Annotated in this window: 20 protein-coding genes and 1 riboswitch; of the genes, 19 read left to right on the forward strand and 1 reads right to left on the reverse strand. The window is 39.2% G+C overall.

Annotated features, from left to right (window positions below):
* Nucleotides 1-36: 36 nt before the first annotated feature.
* On the forward strand, nt 37-954 hold the full coding sequence (locus tag ACH0CI_RS20015) for a proline dehydrogenase family protein (RefSeq protein WP_028412084.1): 918 nt from the start codon (nt 37-39) through the stop codon (nt 952-954).
* A 79-nt stretch (nt 955-1,033) separates the two neighbouring features.
* Here the strand turns inward: ACH0CI_RS20015 and ACH0CI_RS20020 are convergent, their stop codons facing one another.
* Nucleotides 1,034-1,183, reverse strand: a complete 150-nt coding sequence (locus ACH0CI_RS20020; RefSeq protein ID WP_013059660.1) for a YuzL family protein — start codon at nt 1,181-1,183, stop codon at nt 1,034-1,036.
* 184 nt (nt 1,184-1,367) lie between these two features.
* On the opposite strand from ACH0CI_RS20020, the gene ACH0CI_RS20025 reads away from it, so the two are divergent.
* From ACH0CI_RS20025 to ACH0CI_RS20110, 18 genes are all read left to right on the forward strand, one after another.
* Nucleotides 1,368-3,749 (forward strand): 3-hydroxyacyl-CoA dehydrogenase/enoyl-CoA hydratase family protein, encoded by a 2,382-nt coding sequence (locus tag ACH0CI_RS20025; RefSeq protein WP_406902158.1) that lies wholly within the window; start codon nt 1,368-1,370, stop codon nt 3,747-3,749.
* 12 nt (nt 3,750-3,761) lie between these two features.
* A complete protein-coding gene (locus ACH0CI_RS20030) occupies nt 3,762-4,940 on the forward strand; it encodes an acetyl-CoA C-acetyltransferase (protein WP_335707512.1) in 1,179 nt (392 codons plus the stop codon).
* 23 nt (nt 4,941-4,963) lie between these two features.
* Nucleotides 4,964-6,748 carry an acyl-CoA dehydrogenase family protein gene (locus tag ACH0CI_RS20035; protein WP_033580444.1) on the forward strand — a complete coding sequence of 595 codons (1,785 nt, stop codon included), beginning with the start codon at nt 4,964-4,966 and terminating at the stop codon, nt 6,746-6,748.
* A 115-nt stretch (nt 6,749-6,863) separates the two neighbouring features.
* Complete coding sequence (locus ACH0CI_RS20040) at nt 6,864-7,220, forward strand: arsenate reductase family protein (RefSeq protein WP_028412087.1); 357 nt, start codon at nt 6,864-6,866, stop codon at nt 7,218-7,220.
* 135 nt (nt 7,221-7,355) lie between these two features.
* On the forward strand, nt 7,356-7,739 hold the full coding sequence (gcvH, locus tag ACH0CI_RS20045) for a glycine cleavage system protein GcvH (protein ID WP_014457880.1): 384 nt from the start codon (nt 7,356-7,358) through the stop codon (nt 7,737-7,739).
* A 79-nt stretch (nt 7,740-7,818) separates the two neighbouring features.
* Complete coding sequence (locus ACH0CI_RS20050) at nt 7,819-8,064, forward strand: YusG family protein (RefSeq protein ID WP_014457881.1); 246 nt, start codon at nt 7,819-7,821, stop codon at nt 8,062-8,064.
* 181 nt (nt 8,065-8,245) lie between these two features.
* Nucleotides 8,246-8,596 (forward strand): toprim domain-containing protein, encoded by a 351-nt coding sequence (locus tag ACH0CI_RS20055; protein ID WP_025752660.1) that lies wholly within the window; start codon nt 8,246-8,248, stop codon nt 8,594-8,596.
* 14 nt (nt 8,597-8,610) lie between these two features.
* On the forward strand, nt 8,611-8,910 hold the full coding sequence (locus tag ACH0CI_RS20060; protein WP_033580445.1) for a thioredoxin family protein: 300 nt from the start codon (nt 8,611-8,613) through the stop codon (nt 8,908-8,910).
* Nucleotides 8,911-9,090: 180 nt separating this feature from the next.
* Nucleotides 9,091-9,198: riboswitch (SAM riboswitch) on the forward strand.
* Nucleotides 9,199-9,329: 131 nt separating this feature from the next.
* A complete protein-coding gene (locus ACH0CI_RS20065) occupies nt 9,330-10,355 on the forward strand; it encodes a methionine ABC transporter ATP-binding protein (protein ID WP_335707511.1) in 1,026 nt (341 codons plus the stop codon).
* On the forward strand, nt 10,348-11,016 hold the full coding sequence (locus ACH0CI_RS20070) for a methionine ABC transporter permease (RefSeq protein ID WP_016765829.1): 669 nt from the start codon (nt 10,348-10,350) through the stop codon (nt 11,014-11,016). Before ACH0CI_RS20065 ends, ACH0CI_RS20070 begins: the two co-directional genes overlap by 8 nt.
* A gap of 17 nt (nt 11,017-11,033) precedes the next feature.
* Nucleotides 11,034-11,870 carry a MetQ/NlpA family ABC transporter substrate-binding protein gene (locus ACH0CI_RS20075; RefSeq protein ID WP_014457885.1) on the forward strand — a complete coding sequence of 279 codons (837 nt, stop codon included), beginning with the start codon at nt 11,034-11,036 and terminating at the stop codon, nt 11,868-11,870.
* A gap of 121 nt (nt 11,871-11,991) precedes the next feature.
* The gene (locus ACH0CI_RS20080) at nt 11,992-12,357 is read left to right on the forward strand and encodes a carboxymuconolactone decarboxylase family protein (RefSeq protein WP_016765828.1); all 366 of its coding nucleotides are present in this window, start codon (nt 11,992-11,994) and stop codon (nt 12,355-12,357) included.
* A 238-nt stretch (nt 12,358-12,595) separates the two neighbouring features.
* A complete protein-coding gene (gene sufC, locus ACH0CI_RS20085) occupies nt 12,596-13,381 on the forward strand; it encodes a Fe-S cluster assembly ATPase SufC (RefSeq protein ID WP_013059647.1) in 786 nt (261 codons plus the stop codon).
* 17 nt (nt 13,382-13,398) lie between these two features.
* Nucleotides 13,399-14,706 (forward strand): Fe-S cluster assembly protein SufD, encoded by a 1,308-nt coding sequence (gene sufD / locus ACH0CI_RS20090; protein WP_028412089.1) that lies wholly within the window; start codon nt 13,399-13,401, stop codon nt 14,704-14,706.
* The gene (locus ACH0CI_RS20095) at nt 14,706-15,926 is read left to right on the forward strand and encodes a cysteine desulfurase (protein ID WP_406902138.1); all 1,221 of its coding nucleotides are present in this window, start codon (nt 14,706-14,708) and stop codon (nt 15,924-15,926) included. The genes sufD and ACH0CI_RS20095 overlap by 1 nt, the downstream gene beginning before the upstream one ends.
* Complete coding sequence (sufU, locus tag ACH0CI_RS20100) at nt 15,916-16,350, forward strand: Fe-S cluster assembly sulfur transfer protein SufU (protein ID WP_013085338.1); 435 nt, start codon at nt 15,916-15,918, stop codon at nt 16,348-16,350. Before ACH0CI_RS20095 ends, sufU begins: the two co-directional genes overlap by 11 nt.
* Nucleotides 16,351-16,395: 45 nt before the next feature.
* On the forward strand, nt 16,396-17,793 hold the full coding sequence (gene sufB / locus ACH0CI_RS20105) for a Fe-S cluster assembly protein SufB (protein WP_013059643.1): 1,398 nt from the start codon (nt 16,396-16,398) through the stop codon (nt 17,791-17,793).
* Between the two features lie 101 nt (nt 17,794-17,894).
* Entirely contained in the window at nt 17,895-18,749 is an 855-nt protein-coding gene (locus ACH0CI_RS20110; RefSeq protein WP_406902139.1) for a DUF72 domain-containing protein, read from the forward strand.
* Nucleotides 18,750-18,842: the final 93 nt, after the last annotated feature.

Here is an 18,842-nt window from a genome sequence, read left to right on the forward strand (position 1 = left end):
TGTGAGGTGTATGACAAGTGAAGGCGGGGGGTTGCTTTGGAACAAACGATAAGAAACTTTTTTTTATTGTTATCAAAAAGCAAAAAGTTAACAAAGCTGGCTAAGCGCTATGGTTTACGTTTTGGGGCAGCAAGGTTTGTTGCAGGGGAAACCATCGATGAAGCTGTTAGTGTGATAAAAAAGCTAAATGAACAGGGATTAAAAGTAACGATTGATTATCTCGGAGAGTTTGTGGAAAGTGAAGCTGAAGTCAATAATGCTGTGGCTCAATGCATAAAGGCCATCCATCTTATACACAAAGAAAGGTTAGATTCAGAAATTTCTTTGAAATTAACGTCTATGGGACTTGATATTTCTGAAGATTTGGCGCTTCATCATATGCGTCATATTCTAAATGAAGCGGAAAAATATAGCGTATTCGTGACGATTGATATGGAAGATTATAAGCGATGCAGCAAGACGATTAAGCTGTTTAAACAATTAAAAAGTGAGTATGACCACGTAGGGACGGTACTTCAGGCATACTTATATCGAACAGAAAGTGACGTTCGCGAATTAGATGCTTATGCTCCTAAATTAAGGTTAGTAAAAGGAGCGTACAAAGAAGCGGCAGACGTGGCTTTTCCTGATAAAGAAGACGTAGACGAAAACTTCAAAAACATAATTGGACTTCATTTATTAAACGGTCACTACACAGCAGTTGCTACTCATGATGAACGAATCATTCAGTATACAAAAGAGTTTGTTAAAAAGCATGGAATTTCAATGAATCAGTTTGAATTCCAGATGCTATACGGTATTCGACCAGAAAGGCAGGTTCAGCTCGTAGCAGAACAATATCAAATGAGAGTGTACGTTCCTTATGGAACGGACTGGTATGGGTACTTTATGAGACGCCTTGCAGAAAGACCTGCAAATGTCGCATTTGTCTTAAAAGGAATCGTAAAAAAATAACCATGAAATGGTCGTGATGACAGAATAAGAAATAGTCAAAAATCGAACATGATTCGATTACTCATGTTCGATTTTGAGGTTAATGTCCTTGTGTATTATGCTTTGTGTACTGCTGGTTTTGAGATGTCTTTTTGCCGCGTCCGTGCGGTTCATTAACCGGTCCAGCATTTCCTTTGACGCTTGCTGCGCTTACACCTGCTGAAGATGGATCTTTCTTTAATTTACTCACAAAATCACCTCCTGTGTATTAAGATAACCAAACACATTAAAAATAGTTAGAGATAATATTGTGAATATATTGCGAAAATTTAAAAAATGATTTATAGTAAAAACAGAGATTAACAGTGACTCTCTTTTTTTACACATAAAATGAATGACTATTCATTCAATATATCAAAGGGGATGTGGGGATAATTATGAACATAAAAAAAGCCGCCGTTTTAGGTTCAGGAGTTATGGGTTCTGGAATTGCAGCTCATTTAGCGAACGTAGGAATTCCAACGCTTTTGCTAGATGTGGTTCCAGCTTCATTAACACCAGACGAGGAAAAAAAACAGCTAACGCTTGAAGATAGGCAAGTCAGAAATCGGTTGAGCACAACTGCTTTAGCTAAATTAACGAAGCAAAAACCGGCACCTTTAACGTCGAAGTCGTCACTATCGTTAATTACGCCGGGAAACCTTGAAGATCATTTACAGCAGTTAAGCGACTGCGATTGGATCATTGAAGTAGTAGTGGAACGCCTTGATATTAAACAGCAGTTGTTTGAAAAAATTGACGGCGTACGAAAAAAAGGAAGTATTGTAAGTTCAAATACTTCGGGGATATCCATTCACGAAATGGCCAAAGGACGCTCAGAAGATTTTAAAGCGCATTTCTTAGGAACGCACTTTTTTAATCCACCTCGTTATTTAAAGTTATTAGAAATTATTCCAACTCATGACACAAAATCAGAAATTGTTGAATATATGAAAACGTTTGGTGAAGATGTATTGGGTAAAGGAGTAGTTATTGCAAAAGATACGCCTAACTTTATCGCCAACCGTATCGGTACGTACGGTTTACTCGTGACCGTTCAAGAAATGTTAAAAGGTAATTACAGCGTGGGAGAAGTTGACTCTGTGACGGGTCCCTTAATTGGAAGACCAAAAAGCGCAACGTTTCGAACGTTAGACGTAGTGGGACTAGACACATTTATTCATGTGGCCAACAATGTGTTTGACAAAGTGGAAGGCAAAGAAAAAGAGGTATTCGACGTGCCTTTATTTATGAAACAAATGCAGGAAAATGGCTGGCTGGGAAGCAAGTCGGGGCAAGGCTTCTTTTTAAAGAAAGGCAAGGAAATTTTAGAACTTGATCCTAATACACTTCAATACGTCGAAAGAAAGAAGTTAAAAACGACTTCTACCGAATTAAGTAAGCAGGCAAAAGGGCTGCAAAACAAAATGAAAGCGCTTATATATTCTGATGATCGTGCTGGACAGCTTCTTTGGAACATTATCAGCCCCGTTCTTGTGTATGCAGCACAGTTGAAAAATGAAATCGCCGACGATATCGTCGCCATTGATCAAGCTATGAAGTGGGGATTTGGCTGGAAAATGGGTCCTTTTGAGACGTGGGATGCAATTGGTTTAGAAAAATCAATTGAGAAGATGGAGCAGTCTGGCTTAGCCATCCCGCAGTGGGTAAAACAAATGCAGGAAAATGGATTTACAAGCTTTTATAAAGAAATGGAAGGTCAAACGCTTTACTACGAAGAGGATGAGTATAAAGCAGTAAAAGAAAATAAAAAGGTGATCCACCTGTCATCTTTACGCTCTCAAAATAATGTCATTTTAGAAAACAGCGGAGCGAGCTTAATTGATTTAGGAGATGATGTGGCATGCCTGCAGTTTACTTCTCCTAACAATGCGATTGGGCTAGATATTATCAGCTTATTGAATCAGTCTCTTGAAGAAGTGAACAAGAATTATAAGGGGCTGGTCATAGGAAACCAAGGAAAAAATTTCTGCGTTGGCGCTAACTTAGCTATGATTTTGATGGAAGCACAAGATGACAATTATTTTGAAGTTGAGCTTGTCATTAAACAATTTCAACAGGCAATGATGAAGGTGAAATATAACGAAAAGCCGGTTGTTGCAGCTCCATTTGCGATGACTCTTGGAGGCGGAGCAGAAATTTGCTTACCGTCAGCTAAAATCCAAGCTTCTGCTGAAACTTACATGGGCCTTGTAGAAGTAGGAGTCGGGTTAATTCCTGGCGGAGGAGGTAACAAGGAGCTTTATATCAAACAGCTAAATGGTTTACCGAACGGTGTAACGCTCGATCTTCAGCAAATTGCCAATAAAACATTTGAAACAATTGCTACTGCAAAAGTATCTACTTCTGCTGCAGAAGCTAGGCAGCTAAACTTTTTAAACCGCCATGATGCTATCAGTGTAAACGGAGATCACTTGCTGAATGATGCAAAGAACTCAGTCCTTGCTTTACACGACACGGGCTATAAACCGCCTGTAAAAACTAAAGTTCCTGTCGTTGGAGAAACAGGATATGCAACGTTGCTGCTAGGAGCTCAATCCATGAAATATTCAGGATATATATCAGAACATGATTACAAAATTGCTAGTAAGTTAGCATTTGTATTAGCTGGAGGACGCGTAGCGTTTGGTTCCAAAGTGGATGAAGAGTATTTGCTTGATTTAGAGAGAGAAGCATTTTTAAGCCTTGTTGGAGAAGCGAAGTCTCAAGAACGTATGCAGCACATGTTAGTTAAAGGAAAGCCACTGCGCAATTAAGGGGGAGAAAAAATGAGAGAAGCAGTTATTGTAGCAGGTGCTAGGACACCGGTCGGAAAAGCAAAAAAAGGTTCATTGGCAAGTGTTAGACCTGATGATTTGGGAGCTATTGCGGTTAAAGAAACTCTTCGCCGAGCAGGCGGATACGAAGGACCGATTGATGATTTAATTATTGGTTGTGCGATGCCTGAGGCAGAACAAGGTTTGAATATGGCTCGAAATATTGGCGCTCTTGCAGGTTTGCCTTATACGGTGCCAGCAATAACGATTAATCGTTATTGTTCATCAGGTTTGCAAAGTATTGCCTACGGTGCAGAACGAATTATGCTAGGGCAAGCCAAAGCAGTGTTAGCTGGAGGAGCAGAATCAATGAGTTTTGTTCCGATGTTTGGAAACGTAGCGCGTCCGAATGTTCAGCTGGTTGAAAATGCGCCGGAGTATTATATGGGCATGGGACATACAGCAGAACAAGTGGCGATGAAATACGGCATTTCACGTGAAGACCAGGATGCATTTGCCGTACGCAGCCATCAAAAAGCAGCAAAAGCACTTCAAGAAGGGAAGTTTAACGACGAAATTGTTCCCGTGGAAGTGACGCTTCGGAAAATCGATGAAAACAATAAGCTACGTGAACAAAAGCTGATGTTCTCTCAAGATGAAGGAGTTCGTCCTGGCACAACTGCGGACGTATTAGGGAAACTTCGTCCAGCCTTTTCGATTAAAGGATCCGTCACAGCTGGAAACTCTTCGCAGACAAGTGACGGAGCTGCATCCGTTTTTCTAATGGATAAAGAACAAGCTGAAGCAGAAGGCTTAAAGCCTTTGCTTAAGTTTCGCTCATTTGCAGTTGGAGGAGTTCCGCCTGAAGTAATGGGGATTGGCCCGATAGCTGCCATCCCTAAAGCTCTTAAACTAGCAGGGCTGGAGCTTTCTGATATCGGATTGTTTGAATTAAATGAAGCATTTGCTTCTCAAGCACTTGGCGTTATTCGTGAATTAAATATTAATGAAGATAAAGTAAATGTAAACGGAGGCGCTATTGCCTTAGGTCATCCATTAGGCTGTACTGGAGCTAAGCTGACTCTTAGCTTAATGCACGAAATGCAGCGTCGAAATGAGCAGTTTGGAATTGTCACCATGTGTATTGGTGGAGGAATGGGAGCTGCTGGTGTATTTGAATTGTTAGCATAATCATTTCAAAGGGGGATATGAACATGTCAAATAAAACAAAACAAATGATTAAAGGTGGAAGTTTTTTAATTGAAGAAGGCGATGCAAGCCGCGTCTACACGCCGGAGGATTATACATCTGAACAAAAGATGATTGCCAAGACGACAGATGAATTTGTAGAAAACGAAGTCCTTCCGCAAGTGGAATATTTAGAAAAGCATGAATTTGACCGTTCTGTAAAGCTATTAAAACAAGCTGGTGAATTAGGCTTGCTTGGTGCAGATGTACCGGAAGAATACGGTGGGCTTGGTTTAGATAAGATTACCTCGGCTTTAATTGCTGAAAAAATGTCTCGAGCAGGCGGATTTTCCATCACTCATGGTGCTCATGTAGGAATTGGGTCATTGCCAATCGTCTTATTTGGAACAGAAGAGCAAAAACAAGCATATTTACCTGCTTTAGCGGTAGGGGAAAAAATAGCGGCTTATGCGCTGACTGAACCGGGTTCTGGTTCGGATGCTCTCGGTGCTCGAACAACAGCTCGCCTTAACGCAGAAGGTACACACTATGTGTTAAATGGAGAAAAGCAGTGGATTACGAATGCTGGATTTGCTGATGTATTCGTGGTGTACGCAAAAATTGACGGCGATAAATTTTCTGCTTTTATCGTTGAGCGCGAATTTCCAGGCGTTTCGGTTGGCCCGGAAGAGAAGAAAATGGGAATCAAAAGCTCATCAACCAGAACGTTGATTCTTGAAGATGCGCTTGTTCCAAAAGAAAACGTGCTAGGTGAAATTGGAAAAGGCCATGTGATTGCCTTTAACATTTTAAATATTGGGCGCTATAAGCTTGGAGTTGGAGCAGTTGGAGCAGGGAAACGTGCGTTAGAAATTACGTCTCAATACGTTAACCAGCGTCAGCAGTTTAAAACGCCAATTGCTAAATTCTCATTAACACAAGAAAAGTTAGCCACAATGGCTTCTAAATTGTATGCAACTGAAAGCTCCGTATATCGTACGGTAGGACTTTTTGAAGACCATATGGGCCAGCTTTCAGAAGAACAGCAAAAAGACGGAAAACAAATTGCTGCTTCTATTGCTGAATATGCTATCGAATGTTCATTAAATAAAGTGTTTGCCACGGAAGCTCTTGACTACATTGTAGATGAAGGCGTGCAGCTTCATGGAGGCTACGGTTTTATGAGCGAGTATGAAATTGAGCGTCTGTATCGCGATTCTCGCATTAATCGTATTTTTGAGGGAACAAATGAGATTAACCGTCTTTTAGTACCAGGCACATATTTACGCAAAGCGCTAAAAGGAGAGCTTCCACTGCTTCAAAAAGCACAAACGCTTCAAGAAGAATTGATGATGCTTATGCCGCAGGAAGTAGGAAATGAGCCGTTAGATCAAGAAAAAATGCTTGTGCAAAACGGGAAGAAAATTGCGCTCTTGCTTTTGGGATTAGCTGCACAAAAGTATGGCAAAGAATTAGAAAAAGAACAAGAAATTCTCGTTAATATTTCTGATATGATTAGTAACGTATATGCAATGGAATCCACTGTTTTACGTACTGAAAAAGCCATTTCCAAAACAGGAGTAGATCAAAACAGCTTAAAATTAAAATACACGCAAGTATTCTGCCAAGAAGCATTTAATCGAATCGAAGCAGATGCAAAAGAAACGTTAATTGGCGTTGAACAAGGTGATACGCTTAGAGTCATGCTTTCGTCTCTTCGCAAATTAACTCGCTATACACCAATCAATGTAATTAGCGTAAAGCGCGAGGTTGCAAAAACGCTTCTAGAAGTAGAGAAGTTCACAGTTTAAGGAAAAAGGAGCTCGTTTTGCGAGCTCCTTTTTGTTTAAGAAGCCTCTATCTAGGTAAATGATAAAGGATGTGTTAAAATACGAAAAAAGCTTAAAATAAAGGGTGGTTGACGAAATGTCATTATTTTTTTATTCATATCCAAAGTGCGGTACGTGCCGAAAAGCAAAGAAGTGGCTCGATGATAACGGAGTAGCATATGAAGAAATTCATATTGTAGAAAATCCGCCAACAAAAGAGCAGCTGCAAGCTTACTATCAGAACAGCGGCCTAGAATTAAAAAAATTCTTTAATACAAGCGGTAAAAAATATCGCGAGTTAGGTCTTAAAGATAAAGTAAGCAGTGCGAGTGAAGACGAACTTCTGTCTATTCTTGCGTCAGATGGCATGTTAATTAAGCGTCCGCTGCTAACAGATGGACAAAAAGTAACGCTTGGTTTCAAAGAAGAGCAGTTTGAGGACGTGTGGAAGTAAGTTTTCAAATAGAAAATTTTTACCTTTTACGTTACACTGTTAATAGGAAGTTATTTTAGGTTGTAGAAAGTGTTCTCCACGTTGAAGGCGCTTTTTATATAAACAAATTACGATACATATTTTGGAGGGATTAAGATGAGTACACCAAAAGATTTGCGTTATTCTGAAGAGCATGAATGGGTAAAAACAGAAGGAGACGTTGTCCGCGTAGGTATTACACATTTCGCTCAAGCTGAGCTTGGAGACATCGTATTCGTTGAACTGCCAGAAGTAGGAGCAACAGTAGAAGCTGACGAGCCGTTTGGTAGCGTTGAATCAGTAAAAACAGTTTCTGAGCTTTACGCACCAATTAGCGGTGAAGTTGTAGCAGTAAACGACAACTTAGGCGATAGTCCTGAACTTGTTAATGAATCTCCATACGAAGAAGCATGGATGATTACAATCAAACCATCTGATGCTTCTCAAGTAGACAAGCTGATGACAGCAGAGCAATACGAAGAAATGACAAACGAAGGATAATATTCCTCCATAAATTGTCTTTATGAAAAGTTTTTGACTGGACACTCTATTAGTAAACAAGCTAAAGGAGTGTCTTTTTATGTTTGAAAAACAAAAAATGGACGTTACAGATCGCGTTACAGCTAAATTTCATGACGGCGGTATGAAATTATACGTTGATAAGCAGCCAATTGGTGAAGTTAGCTACGGAACAAGCGGCAATGAATACCGCTTTGAAGAAGGATATTCGCAAGAAAATAATAAGTTCTATCAATACGCGGACGTACAAAAACAAGGTGAAACGCAAAAATATACAGACTGCGATGAAGAAGCAGGATGGTGCTAAACAGTGGCAACTGCCGCTGTTTTTCTTGTTTTATAGAGATAATATGGCCTAAACTGCCTTTTAAAAGAGTTCTTTCTTGCAAATTTCTTTTAAAAAACAGGTGAACTGTGATACATTAACGAATATTGTATAGCATAAAGAAATGATGTTACTATACAACTGACGATTATGGGTGATGAAAATGGGGCTAATTGAAATTGAAAAAGTAATTATTGTCGAAGGAAAGTCAGATAAAAAGCGTATTCAAGATATCATTCGAGAACCAATTGAAATTATTTGTACAAACGGTACGATTAGTTTATCAAAGCTGGATGAAATTATTGACTGTACGTTTAACAAAGAGGTATACATACTCGTTGACTCTGATGATTCAGGGAATAAGCTGAGAAAACAATTTAAACGAGAGCTTCCGGAAGCAGAGCATCTATATATTGATAAAATGTACCGAGAAGTTGCTGCCGCCCCTAGACATCACATAGCAACAGTATTGCTGAGTGCCAATATCGATGTTAATGCAGAATTTTTAACATAAAAGGAATGAGCAACATGCAAGAATGGAGCGAAAAACAGCTGGATGATCAGTTAAAAGAAGGAGAAAGAGCCTTTATCTTTTTCCATACGCCTTTTTGCGGGACATGTCAGCTGGCAAAAAAAATGTTAACCGTGGCAGAAGCGATGCTGCCGGATGTAACCATCGGAATGAGCAATTTAAATTATATGCCTTCAAAAGCAGAATTATTTTCTATTGAAAGCGTACCTTGTTTGATTGAAGTGGAAAATGGTGAAATGGTAAAAAAACTCTACGCGTTTCATTCCATCGAGCACGTACTCGAGGAGCTTCGATAATCAAACGTTTGTTTAAAATGAAGAAGTGGAAAGAGAGCGAACCGTTGGGGCTGTTGAAATCTTGGGATATTATCCCAAGAACAAAATCTGTTGACAGCCTATCTGACACATGCTAAAATCACACTCATGAATGTTCATAAATGAATGAATATTTCCCAAAAACAAAATAATTGTTGCGAACTCTTATCAAGAGAGGTGGAGGGACTGAGCCCTGTGAAACCCGGCAACCGTCAGACTAACTGAAATGGTGCCAATTCCTGCAAAGCTATGCGCTTTGAAAGATGAGAGAAAGGATTAAATATCGAGCCTTTCTGTCATGCGCAGAGAGGCTTTTTTAATGGGGAAAATTGTTTTACGGCTTTTTCATCCTATAGGGCAACCTAACATAATTAAGTTTTTATTAAAGAAGGTGAAGAAATATGATTACATTAACAGACGTTACAAAAATTTATCAGGCCAAAAGCGGTCAAGTAACAGCTGTTGATAATGTGAATCTAACCGTTAACCAAGGTGAAATTTACGGAATTATTGGTTATAGCGGAGCGGGGAAAAGTTCTTTGATTCGCTTGCTAAACGGATTAGAAACACCAACGACAGGAACGGTCGAAGTAGCAGGTAATGATATTGGAAAAATTAAAGGCGGAAAACTCAGAAAAGCTAGACAAGAAATTAGTATGGTATTTCAGCACTTTAATATCTTGTGGTCGCGTACGGTACGAGAAAATATTGCCTTTCCGTTAGAAATAGCAGGGATTTCAAAAGAAAAAAGAATGAAACGAGTGGACGAACTTATTAAGCTAGTCGGGCTTGAAGGGCGTGAAGATGCTTATCCATCACAGCTTAGCGGCGGACAAAAGCAGCGTGTTGGGATTGCTCGAGCGCTAGCGAACAATCCAAAAGTATTGCTTTGTGATGAAGCAACATCAGCGCTTGATCCTCAAACGACAGATTCTATTTTAGATCTGTTAGTAGATATTAATGAGAAGCTAGGGTTAACCATTGTATTGATTACTCATGAAATGCACGTCATTCGTAAAATTTGTCATCGAGTAGCCGTTATGGAAAATGGGGCAGTAGTAGAAGAAGGACAAGTGCTAGAAGTATTCAGAAAACCTAAGCAGCCGATTACAAAACGATTCGTTCAACAGATTTCTGAACCAGAGGAAACGTTTGAAACGATTGAACAAGTAAAAGAGCTGTATCCAAGCGGGCAAATTATTCAGCTGACGTTTGTTGGCGGAAAAGCAGAGCAACCGCTCATTACAACGATTTTAAAACAGTTTGATGTAACGATTAATATTTTGCAAGGAAAGATTTCTCATACACAAACAGGTTCATACGGGACGTTGTTCGTTCATTTAGACGGAGAATTAATAGAAGTTGAAAAAGTCATTGCATACATTCATGAGCAGCAGGTAGAAGTGGAGGTAATGACAAATGCTTGAGAAACTATTTCCAAACGTTATTTTAGATGATTTTATTCAAGCGACAAATGAAACACTATATATGACGGCTATTTCAGTTGTAGCCACATTTGTTCTAGGTATTTTATTGGGCTTGCTTTTATTTTTAACGTCCAAAGGACAGCTTTGGCAAAACAAACCTTTATATGCCATTGTGTCGGCGGTTGTAAATATCTTTCGTTCCATTCCATTCATTATTTTAATTGTTTTACTGATTCCATTTACCAAAGCATTGGTAGGAAGTATTTTAGGCGCTAATGCAGCGTTACCGGCTTTAATTGTTGGAGCAGCACCATTTTATGCGCGTCTTGTAGAAATTGGTCTGCGTGAAATTGATAAAGGTGTTATTGAAGCTGCTAAATCAATGGGAGCCACAACAAGCACTATTATCTTTAAAGTGCTGTTACCTGAATCGCTGCCAGCTTTGATTTCCGGTTTGACAGTAACAACCATTGCGTTAGTCGGCTATACGGCAATGGCGGGTGTGATTGGAGCTGGAGGTCTTGGAAACCTTGCATATTTAGAAGGATTCCAGCGCAGTCATAATGACGTAACGCTAGCCGCTACGATCTTAATTTTGATTATTGTATTTATTATCCAACTTATTGGAGATGCGATTACTGCAAAAATTGATAAAAGATAAAGGGAGGATTATTTATTATGAAAAAATGGCTTTCAGCTTTAGCATTAACATCTGCGCTAGTAGTAGGATTAGCGGCGTGTGGATCTAACAATGGATCAAAAGATGAAAAGAAAATTGTCGTGGGTGCATCTAATACGCCTCATGCTGAAATTTTAGAACAAGCAAAACCTATTTTGGAAAAACAAGGAATTGATTTAGAGATTAAAAAATTCCAAGATTACATCTTACCGAACACAGCTCTTGCAAACAATGAAATTGATGCAAACTACTTCCAGCACGTTCCTTATATGAATTCAGTGCTAAAAGATCATAAAGGTGAAAAAGGGTATGATTTCGTAAGTGCCGGTGCCATTCACATTGAACCAATTGGTATCTACTCTAAAAAATACAAAAGCTTAAAAGATCTTCCGAAAAACGGCACAGTTATTATGCGTGATGCAGTAGCAGAGCAAGGACGTATTTTATCGATTTTTGAAAAAGCTGGCGTGATCAAATTAAAACCAGGCGTAAAGAAAACAGACGCACAAATTAAAGATATTGTAGAAAACCCTAAGAATTTAAAATTTAAAGCCGATGTTGAAGGCGGATTGTTACCTCAAATGTACAAAAACAATGAAGGTGACGCTGTTGTTATCAATGCTAACTATGCTATCGATGCTGGTTTAGATCCAGTAAAAGATCCAATCGCAGTGGAAAGCAAAGAAAACAACCCATATGCAAACATCATTACGGTTCACAAAGGTGACGAAAATAAAGATACAGTGAAAGCTTTAGTAAAAGTTCTTCACTCTAAAGAAATTCAAGACTACATTAAAGAAAAATACAAAGGCGGAGTATTGCCGGTAAATAAATAATAGAAGAAAAGCGCTTGCCCACTCTGGGCAAGTGCTTTTTTGTATGCATCAAAACGAATAACTCTTATTTTTCTCACGCATACTAACCGTGAAAACTTTACTGATGATGGGAGCTGACGTTATGCAGCAAGAAGCACGTCATTCAACTGAGCAAGCACTTCATGATTATAAAATGGGTGTTGGGAAATTTAGCGAAAAATTGCCGGAAGTAACAAAAACGTTTAATGCGTTTACTGAAGCATGTTTTGGAGAAGGTTCTCTTTCTAAAAAAGAAAAGCAGTTAATCGCGCTAGGAATCAGCGTAGTAGCTCAAGACGAGTACTGTATGATTTATCATACAAAAGGCTGCATTGATCAAGGTGCAACTGAGCAAGAAATTTTAGAAGCATGCGGAGTATCAGCGGCATTTGGCGGAGGCGCAGCGATGAGTCAGTCCGTTACGCTTGTCCAAGAGTGTGTTTCAGAACTGACTAGCCACACGCACTAAGTAAATAAAGTGGGTAAAAAGCTTGTCTTAGAAGGCTCTATCGAGTCTTTTAAGGCAACTTTTTTATGAGTGGATTTAGTCTTAAAAAACGTACATAATGGTTTAAAACCTTTTGGGTCAAAAGGTTGCTATAAGTTTTCATTTGTTATAAGATTGTAATGAGAATAAAATGAGAATAATTAAAAAGATATAGGTATATCGTTTTTTACTATATACGTCTATAACTGGAGGTTTTAATATGGCAGGGTCAACTTTAACAATTAAAGATCTTCATGTTGCAATTGAAGGTAAAGAAATTTTAAAAGGTGTTAATTTAGAAGTTAAGGGCGGCGAAATCCATGCAATCATGGGACCAAACGGTACTGGTAAATCAACATTATCTTCAGCAATCATGGGACATCCTAAATACGAGGTTACACAAGGAAGCATCACGCTAGACGGCGAAGATGTACTCGAGATGGAAGTAGATGAGCGCGCTCGTGCAGGTCTATTCCTAGCGATGCAATATCCAAGTGAAATCAGCGGGGTAACAAACGCAGACTTCCTACGTTCAGCAATTAATGCTCGTCGTGAAGAAGGCGAAGAAATTTCACTAATGAAATTCATCCGTCAATTAGACAAAAACATGGATTTCTTAGAAATGGATCAAGACATGGCTCAGCGTTACCTAAACGAAGGTTTCTCTGGCGGTGAGAAGAAGCGTAACGAAATTCTTCAATTAATGATGCTTCAACCAGGAATTGCAATTTTAGATGAAATCGACTCTGGTTTAGATATCGATGCGTTAAAAGTTGTATCAAAAGGTATTAATGAACTGCGCGGCAGCGAGTTTGGTTGCTTAATGATCACTCACTACCAACGTTTATTAAACTACATTACACCAGATAAAGTTCACGTTATGATGCAAGGTCGTGTTGTAAAATCAGGCGGACCAGAATTAGCGCAGCGTCTAGAAGCAGAAGGTTATGACTGGATCAAACAAGAATTAGGTATTGAAGACGAAACTGTAGAGCAAGAAGCTTAAGAGTTAGGAGGATCTCTATGACTATTGATACGAAATTACCATTTGATCAAGAGTACATCAGCAGCTTTTCAAAAGAAGCTAATGAACCAAGTTGGCTGCTAGATCTTCGCTTACAAGCTCTTGCGAAAGCAGAAGATCTTGCACTTCCAAAGCCAGATAAAACAAACATTTCGAAATGGAACTTTACTGCTTTTGACAAGCACACTTCACAGGCAAGCACAATCTCATCTGTAGACGAGCTTCCAGAAGTGGTTAAAGCACTGATTGATACAGAAGCGGTTAAGAATCTATATGTTCAGCGTGACCAAACAGCTGCATACTCAACGTTAACAGAAGAGCTAAAATCTCAAGGCGTTATCTTCACAGATATTCAAACAGCTGCTAAAGAGCATAGCGACCTTGTTGAGAAGTACTTCATGAAAGACGGAGTTAAAGTAGATGAGCACCGTTTAACTGCATTAAACGCAGCGTTATTAAACGGGGGGGTATTTGTATACGTTCCTAAAAATGTAGAAGTACAAGAGCCTCTTCAAGCTGTATTTGTCCGTGAAGATGAAGAAGCAGCTTTATTCAACCATGTTATTGTTGTAGCTGAAGACAACAGCTCAGTAACATATGTAGAAAACTACATTGCTACTGCTGAAGAGTCGCACGGTGTTGTCAATATCGTGACGGAAGTATTCGCTAACAGCAATGCAAAAGTAACGTTTGGAGCTGTTGACTACTTAGCTAAAGGTACAACTACTTATGTGAACCGCCGCGGCGTAGCGGGCAAAGATGGTCGCATTGAGTGGGCTTTAGGCTTAATGAGTGAAGGAAATACAGTTTCAGAAAATACAACGTATCTAATGGGCGACGGTTCATATGGAGATACAAAAACGGTAACAGTTGGACGTGGAGAGCAGTCTCAAAACTTAACAACAAGTATCGTACACTTCGGAAAACATTCTGAAGGCTACATTTTAAAACACGGCGTTATGAAAGAAAGCGCGTCTTCAATCTTTAACGGTATCGGTAAAATTGAACACGGTGCATCTAAATCAAACGCTGAGCAAGAATCCCGTGTGTTAATGTTAAGTGAAAAAGCACGTGGAGACGCAAACCCAATTCTTCTAATTGATGAAGATGATGTAACAGCAGGACACGCTGCATCTGTTGGACGCGTAGATCCAATTCAGCTTTACTACTTAATGAGCCGCGGTATTCCGCAAACAGAAGCAGAACGTCTAGTTATTCACGGGTTCTTAGCACCAGTGGTAAACGAGTTGCCAATCGAAACGGTTAAAAAACAATTAACGGATTTAATTGAAAGGAAAGTTCGATAATGAATATCTCTGATATTCGTAAACAATTTCCTATTTTAGACCAAGAGGTAAATGGCAGCCCACTCGTTTATCTAGACAGTGCAGCAACTTCACAAAAGCCGCTTGCTGTAATTGAAGCAATTGAGAAGTATTACAAAGAATATAACTCAAACGTACACCGAGGTGTTCACACGCTTGGTACAAGAGCAACAGACGGATACGAAGGCGCTCGTGAAAAGGTTCGTAAGTTTATTAATGCAAAATCAACGGAAGAGATTATCTTTACGCGCGGTACAACGACAGCTCTTAATACAGTAGCTGCAAGCTATGGCCGTGCGAATCTTAAACCTGGTGATGAAATTGTGATTACTTATATGGAACATCACAGTAACATCATTCCTTGGCAGCAAGTTGCCAAGGAAACAGGTGCAACGTTAAAATATATTTCATTAACAGAAGATCATGGACTTTCACTAGAAGAGGTGAAAAGCACGATTACATCTAACACAAAAATTGTATCGATTATGCAAGTATCTAACGTATTGGGTACAATTAACCCAGTAAAAGAAATTGCAGAAATTGCACACGCTAACGGTGCAGTAATGGTTGTGGATGGTGCGCAAAGTACGCCTCACATGAAGGTGGATGTACAAGATTTAGACTGTGATTTCTTTGCTTTCTCTGGACATAAAATGGGCGGACCGACTGGAATCGGCGCTCTTTATGGAAAGAAAGAGCTTCTTGAAAAAATGGAACCAATCGAGTTTGGCGGCGAAATGATTGACTTCGTAAACTTATACGAATCAACGTGGAAAGAGCTTCCTTGGAAATTTGAAGGAGGTACGCCAATCATTGCAGGTGCAATTGGTTTAGGTGCAGCGATTGATTTCTTAGAAGAAGTTGGTTTAGATAACATTCAAGCACATGAGCACAAGCTAGCGCAATATGCACTGGATCGCTTATCGCAAGTAGATGGAATTACGATTTACGGACCGAAAGAGCGAGCGGGTGTTGTGACGTTTAATATTGAAGATGTGCATCCGCACGACGTTGCAACAGTAGTAGACGCTGATGGAATTGCGATTCGTGCAGGTCATCACTGTGCGCAGCCGCTGATGAAATATTTAAACGTATCGTCTACTGCACGTGCAAGCTTCTATCTGTATAACACGGAAGAAGAAGTAGATAAATTGGTGTCATCATTAATAAAAACGAAGGAGTATTTTACAAATGGCTTTTAATAATTTAGATACTCTCTATCGTCAAGTAATTATGGACCATTATAAAAACCCGCGTAATCGTGGAACATTGAATGAAGATACTGTGAACATTCATATGAATAACCCGACGTGCGGAGACCGCATTGAACTTTCTTTAAAAGTAGAGGACGGCAAAGTGGTGGATGCAAAGTTCGAAGGTGAAGGGTGTTCAATTTCAATGTCATCAGCTTCGATGATGACACAAGCAATTAAAGGTCAAGAAGTAGACAAAGCGTTTAAAATGGCCCATATCTTCTCTGACATGATGCAAGGTAAAGAGTATGATGATAGTATAGATTTAGGAGATATTGAAGCACTTCAAGGTGTAGCAAAATTTCCTGCGCGTATTAAATGTGCAACACTAGCGTGGAAAGCGATGGAAAAAGGTCTTAACGAACAAAAATAAGACCTTCATTCATTCCCAATCCTATCAAGTAGGGGGTAATAAAAGATGGCTAAAAAAATGCCAGAAATCGGCGATTATAAATATGGATTTTCCGATAAAGACGTATCAATTTTCCGCTCTAAACGCGGTTTAACAAAAGAAATTGTAGAAGAAATTTCTCGTATGAAAGAGGAACCACAATGGATGCTTGACTTCCGTTTGAAATCTCTAGAGCACTTCTACAACATGCCAATGCCACAGTGGGGCGGAGACATGGCAAGCTTGGACTTTGATGAAATTACGTACTACGTAAAACCATCTGAGAAGTCTGAACGCTCTTGGGATGAAGTTCCTGAAGAAATTAAACAAACGTTTGATAAACTTGGTATTCCTGAAGCAGAGCAAAAATATCTTGCGGGTGTATCAGCTCAGTACGAATCTGAAGTTGTTTATCACAATATGAAAGAAGATCTTGAAGCGCAAGGTATCGTATTTAAAGATACAGATACGGCGCTAAAAGAAAACGAAGATATTTTCCGCGAGCATTTTGGAAAAGTTATCCCGCCAACGGATAACAAATTCTCTGCTCTTAACTCAGCGGTTTGGTCTGGTGGATCATTCATCTACGTACCAAAAGGCGTAAAAGTAGATACACCATTACAAGCTTATTTCCGTATTAACTCTGAAAATATGGGACAGTTTGAGCGTACGTTAATTATTGCTGATGAAGGCTCACACGTCCACTATGTAGAGGGCTGTACAGCACCTGTTTATACAACAAACTCTCTTCACAGTGCCGTTGTAGAAATCATCATCAAAAAAGACGCGTATTGCCGCTATACAACAATTCAAAACTGGGCGAACAACGTATACAACCTTGTAACAAAACGTGCAGTTTGTGAAGCAAACGCAACAATGGAATGGATTGATGGAAACATCGGTTCTAAGTTAACAATGAAATATCCAGCTGTTATCTTAAAAGGCGAAGGCGCACGCGGTATGACATTATCTATTGCCCTTGCTGGTAAAGGACAGCACCAAGATGCTGGTGCAAAAATGATTCACTTAGCACCAAACACATCTTCAACGATCGTATCAAAATCAATTTCAAAACAAGGCGGTAAAGTAACATACCGCGGTATCGTACACTTTGGCCGTAAAGCAGAAGGTGCACGTGCGAACATTGAGTGTGATACGCTAATTATGGATAACCAATCAACTTCTGATACAATTCCGTACAATGAGATTTTAAATGACAACATCTCACTTGAACACGAAGCGAAAGTATCAAAAGTATCTGAAGAACAATTATTCTATCTAATGAGCCGCGGTATTTCTGAAGAAGAAGCGACAGAAATGATTGTAATGGGCTTTATTGAACCATTTACAAAAGAGCTTCCAATGGAATATGCAGTAGAGATGAACCGTCTAATCAAATTTGAAATGGAAGGTTCAATCGGTTAATAATAGATAAAAACTCGTTTGCTGTTTAAGCAAACGAGTTTTTTTGTATCGTTTGTATTAAAATAAAGAAAAGCAATCTAAGAAAATAGAGGAGGAATGGCATGATTTATATTGGAGTCACAGGCTGGGGAGATCATGATTCATTATATGAAGCGGGTGTTTCATCAAGAGACAAGCTTGCCGTATACGCAGGCCATTTTCCAATTGTTGAAGTCGATTCATCTTTTTACGCCATTCAACCTAAATCAAATGTAGAAAAGTGGGTGAATGATACACCGAAATCTTTTCGTTTTGTGGTAAAAGCCTATCAAGGCATGACAGGGCATATGAGAGAAGGAAATCCGTTTGACAGCAAGGAAGAAATGTTTCATGCATTTTTAGAATCAGTGAAGCCGTACGTAAGTTCAAATAAGCTGGCCATGATTTTATTTCAAATGCCGCCTTGGTTTGACTGTACAAAAGAAAACGTAGCCTATTTGAGGTATAGCCGTGAGAAGTTTGGAGATTTGCCAGTAGCGCTGGAGTTTCGAAATCAATCTTGGTTTAAACCGTTTTTCTATGATAAAACGTTAACGTTTATGGAACAAGAGAAGTGGATTCATGGTATTTGTGATGAACCGCAGGCAGGAGAAGGATCTATTCCCATTGTGATTCATGCTACAGATAAACAGAAAACACTTATACGTTTTCATGGACGAAACGTACACGGTTGGAATAAGCCCGCAGAAGGCAATTGGCGAGCGGTAAGGTTTTTGTATCGCTACAATGAAAAAGAGCTTCTAGAGTGGAAAAAACGTCTTGAAAAGCTGCAAAAACAAACGAAGGACATTTACCTGTTATTTAATAATAACTCCGGCGGAGATGCTGTACATAATGCCAAACAGCTCATGAGCTTATTAAATATTGAATATGAGAATTTAGCTCCTAAGCAACTAGATTTTTTTAACGAATTTTAGCACCGAGGTCTATAAAATGTATAAGGACTACTCTAAACGTTAAATAGGTAGAAAAGTATATGTAAAACCTCACTTTTTTCTTTCAAAATCATA

It is taken from the genome of Priestia sp. 179-F W1.4 NHS (genome assembly GCF_045369295.1).
In the GTDB taxonomy this organism is placed as follows: domain Bacteria; phylum Bacillota; class Bacilli; order Bacillales; family Bacillaceae_H; genus Priestia; species Priestia zanthoxyli.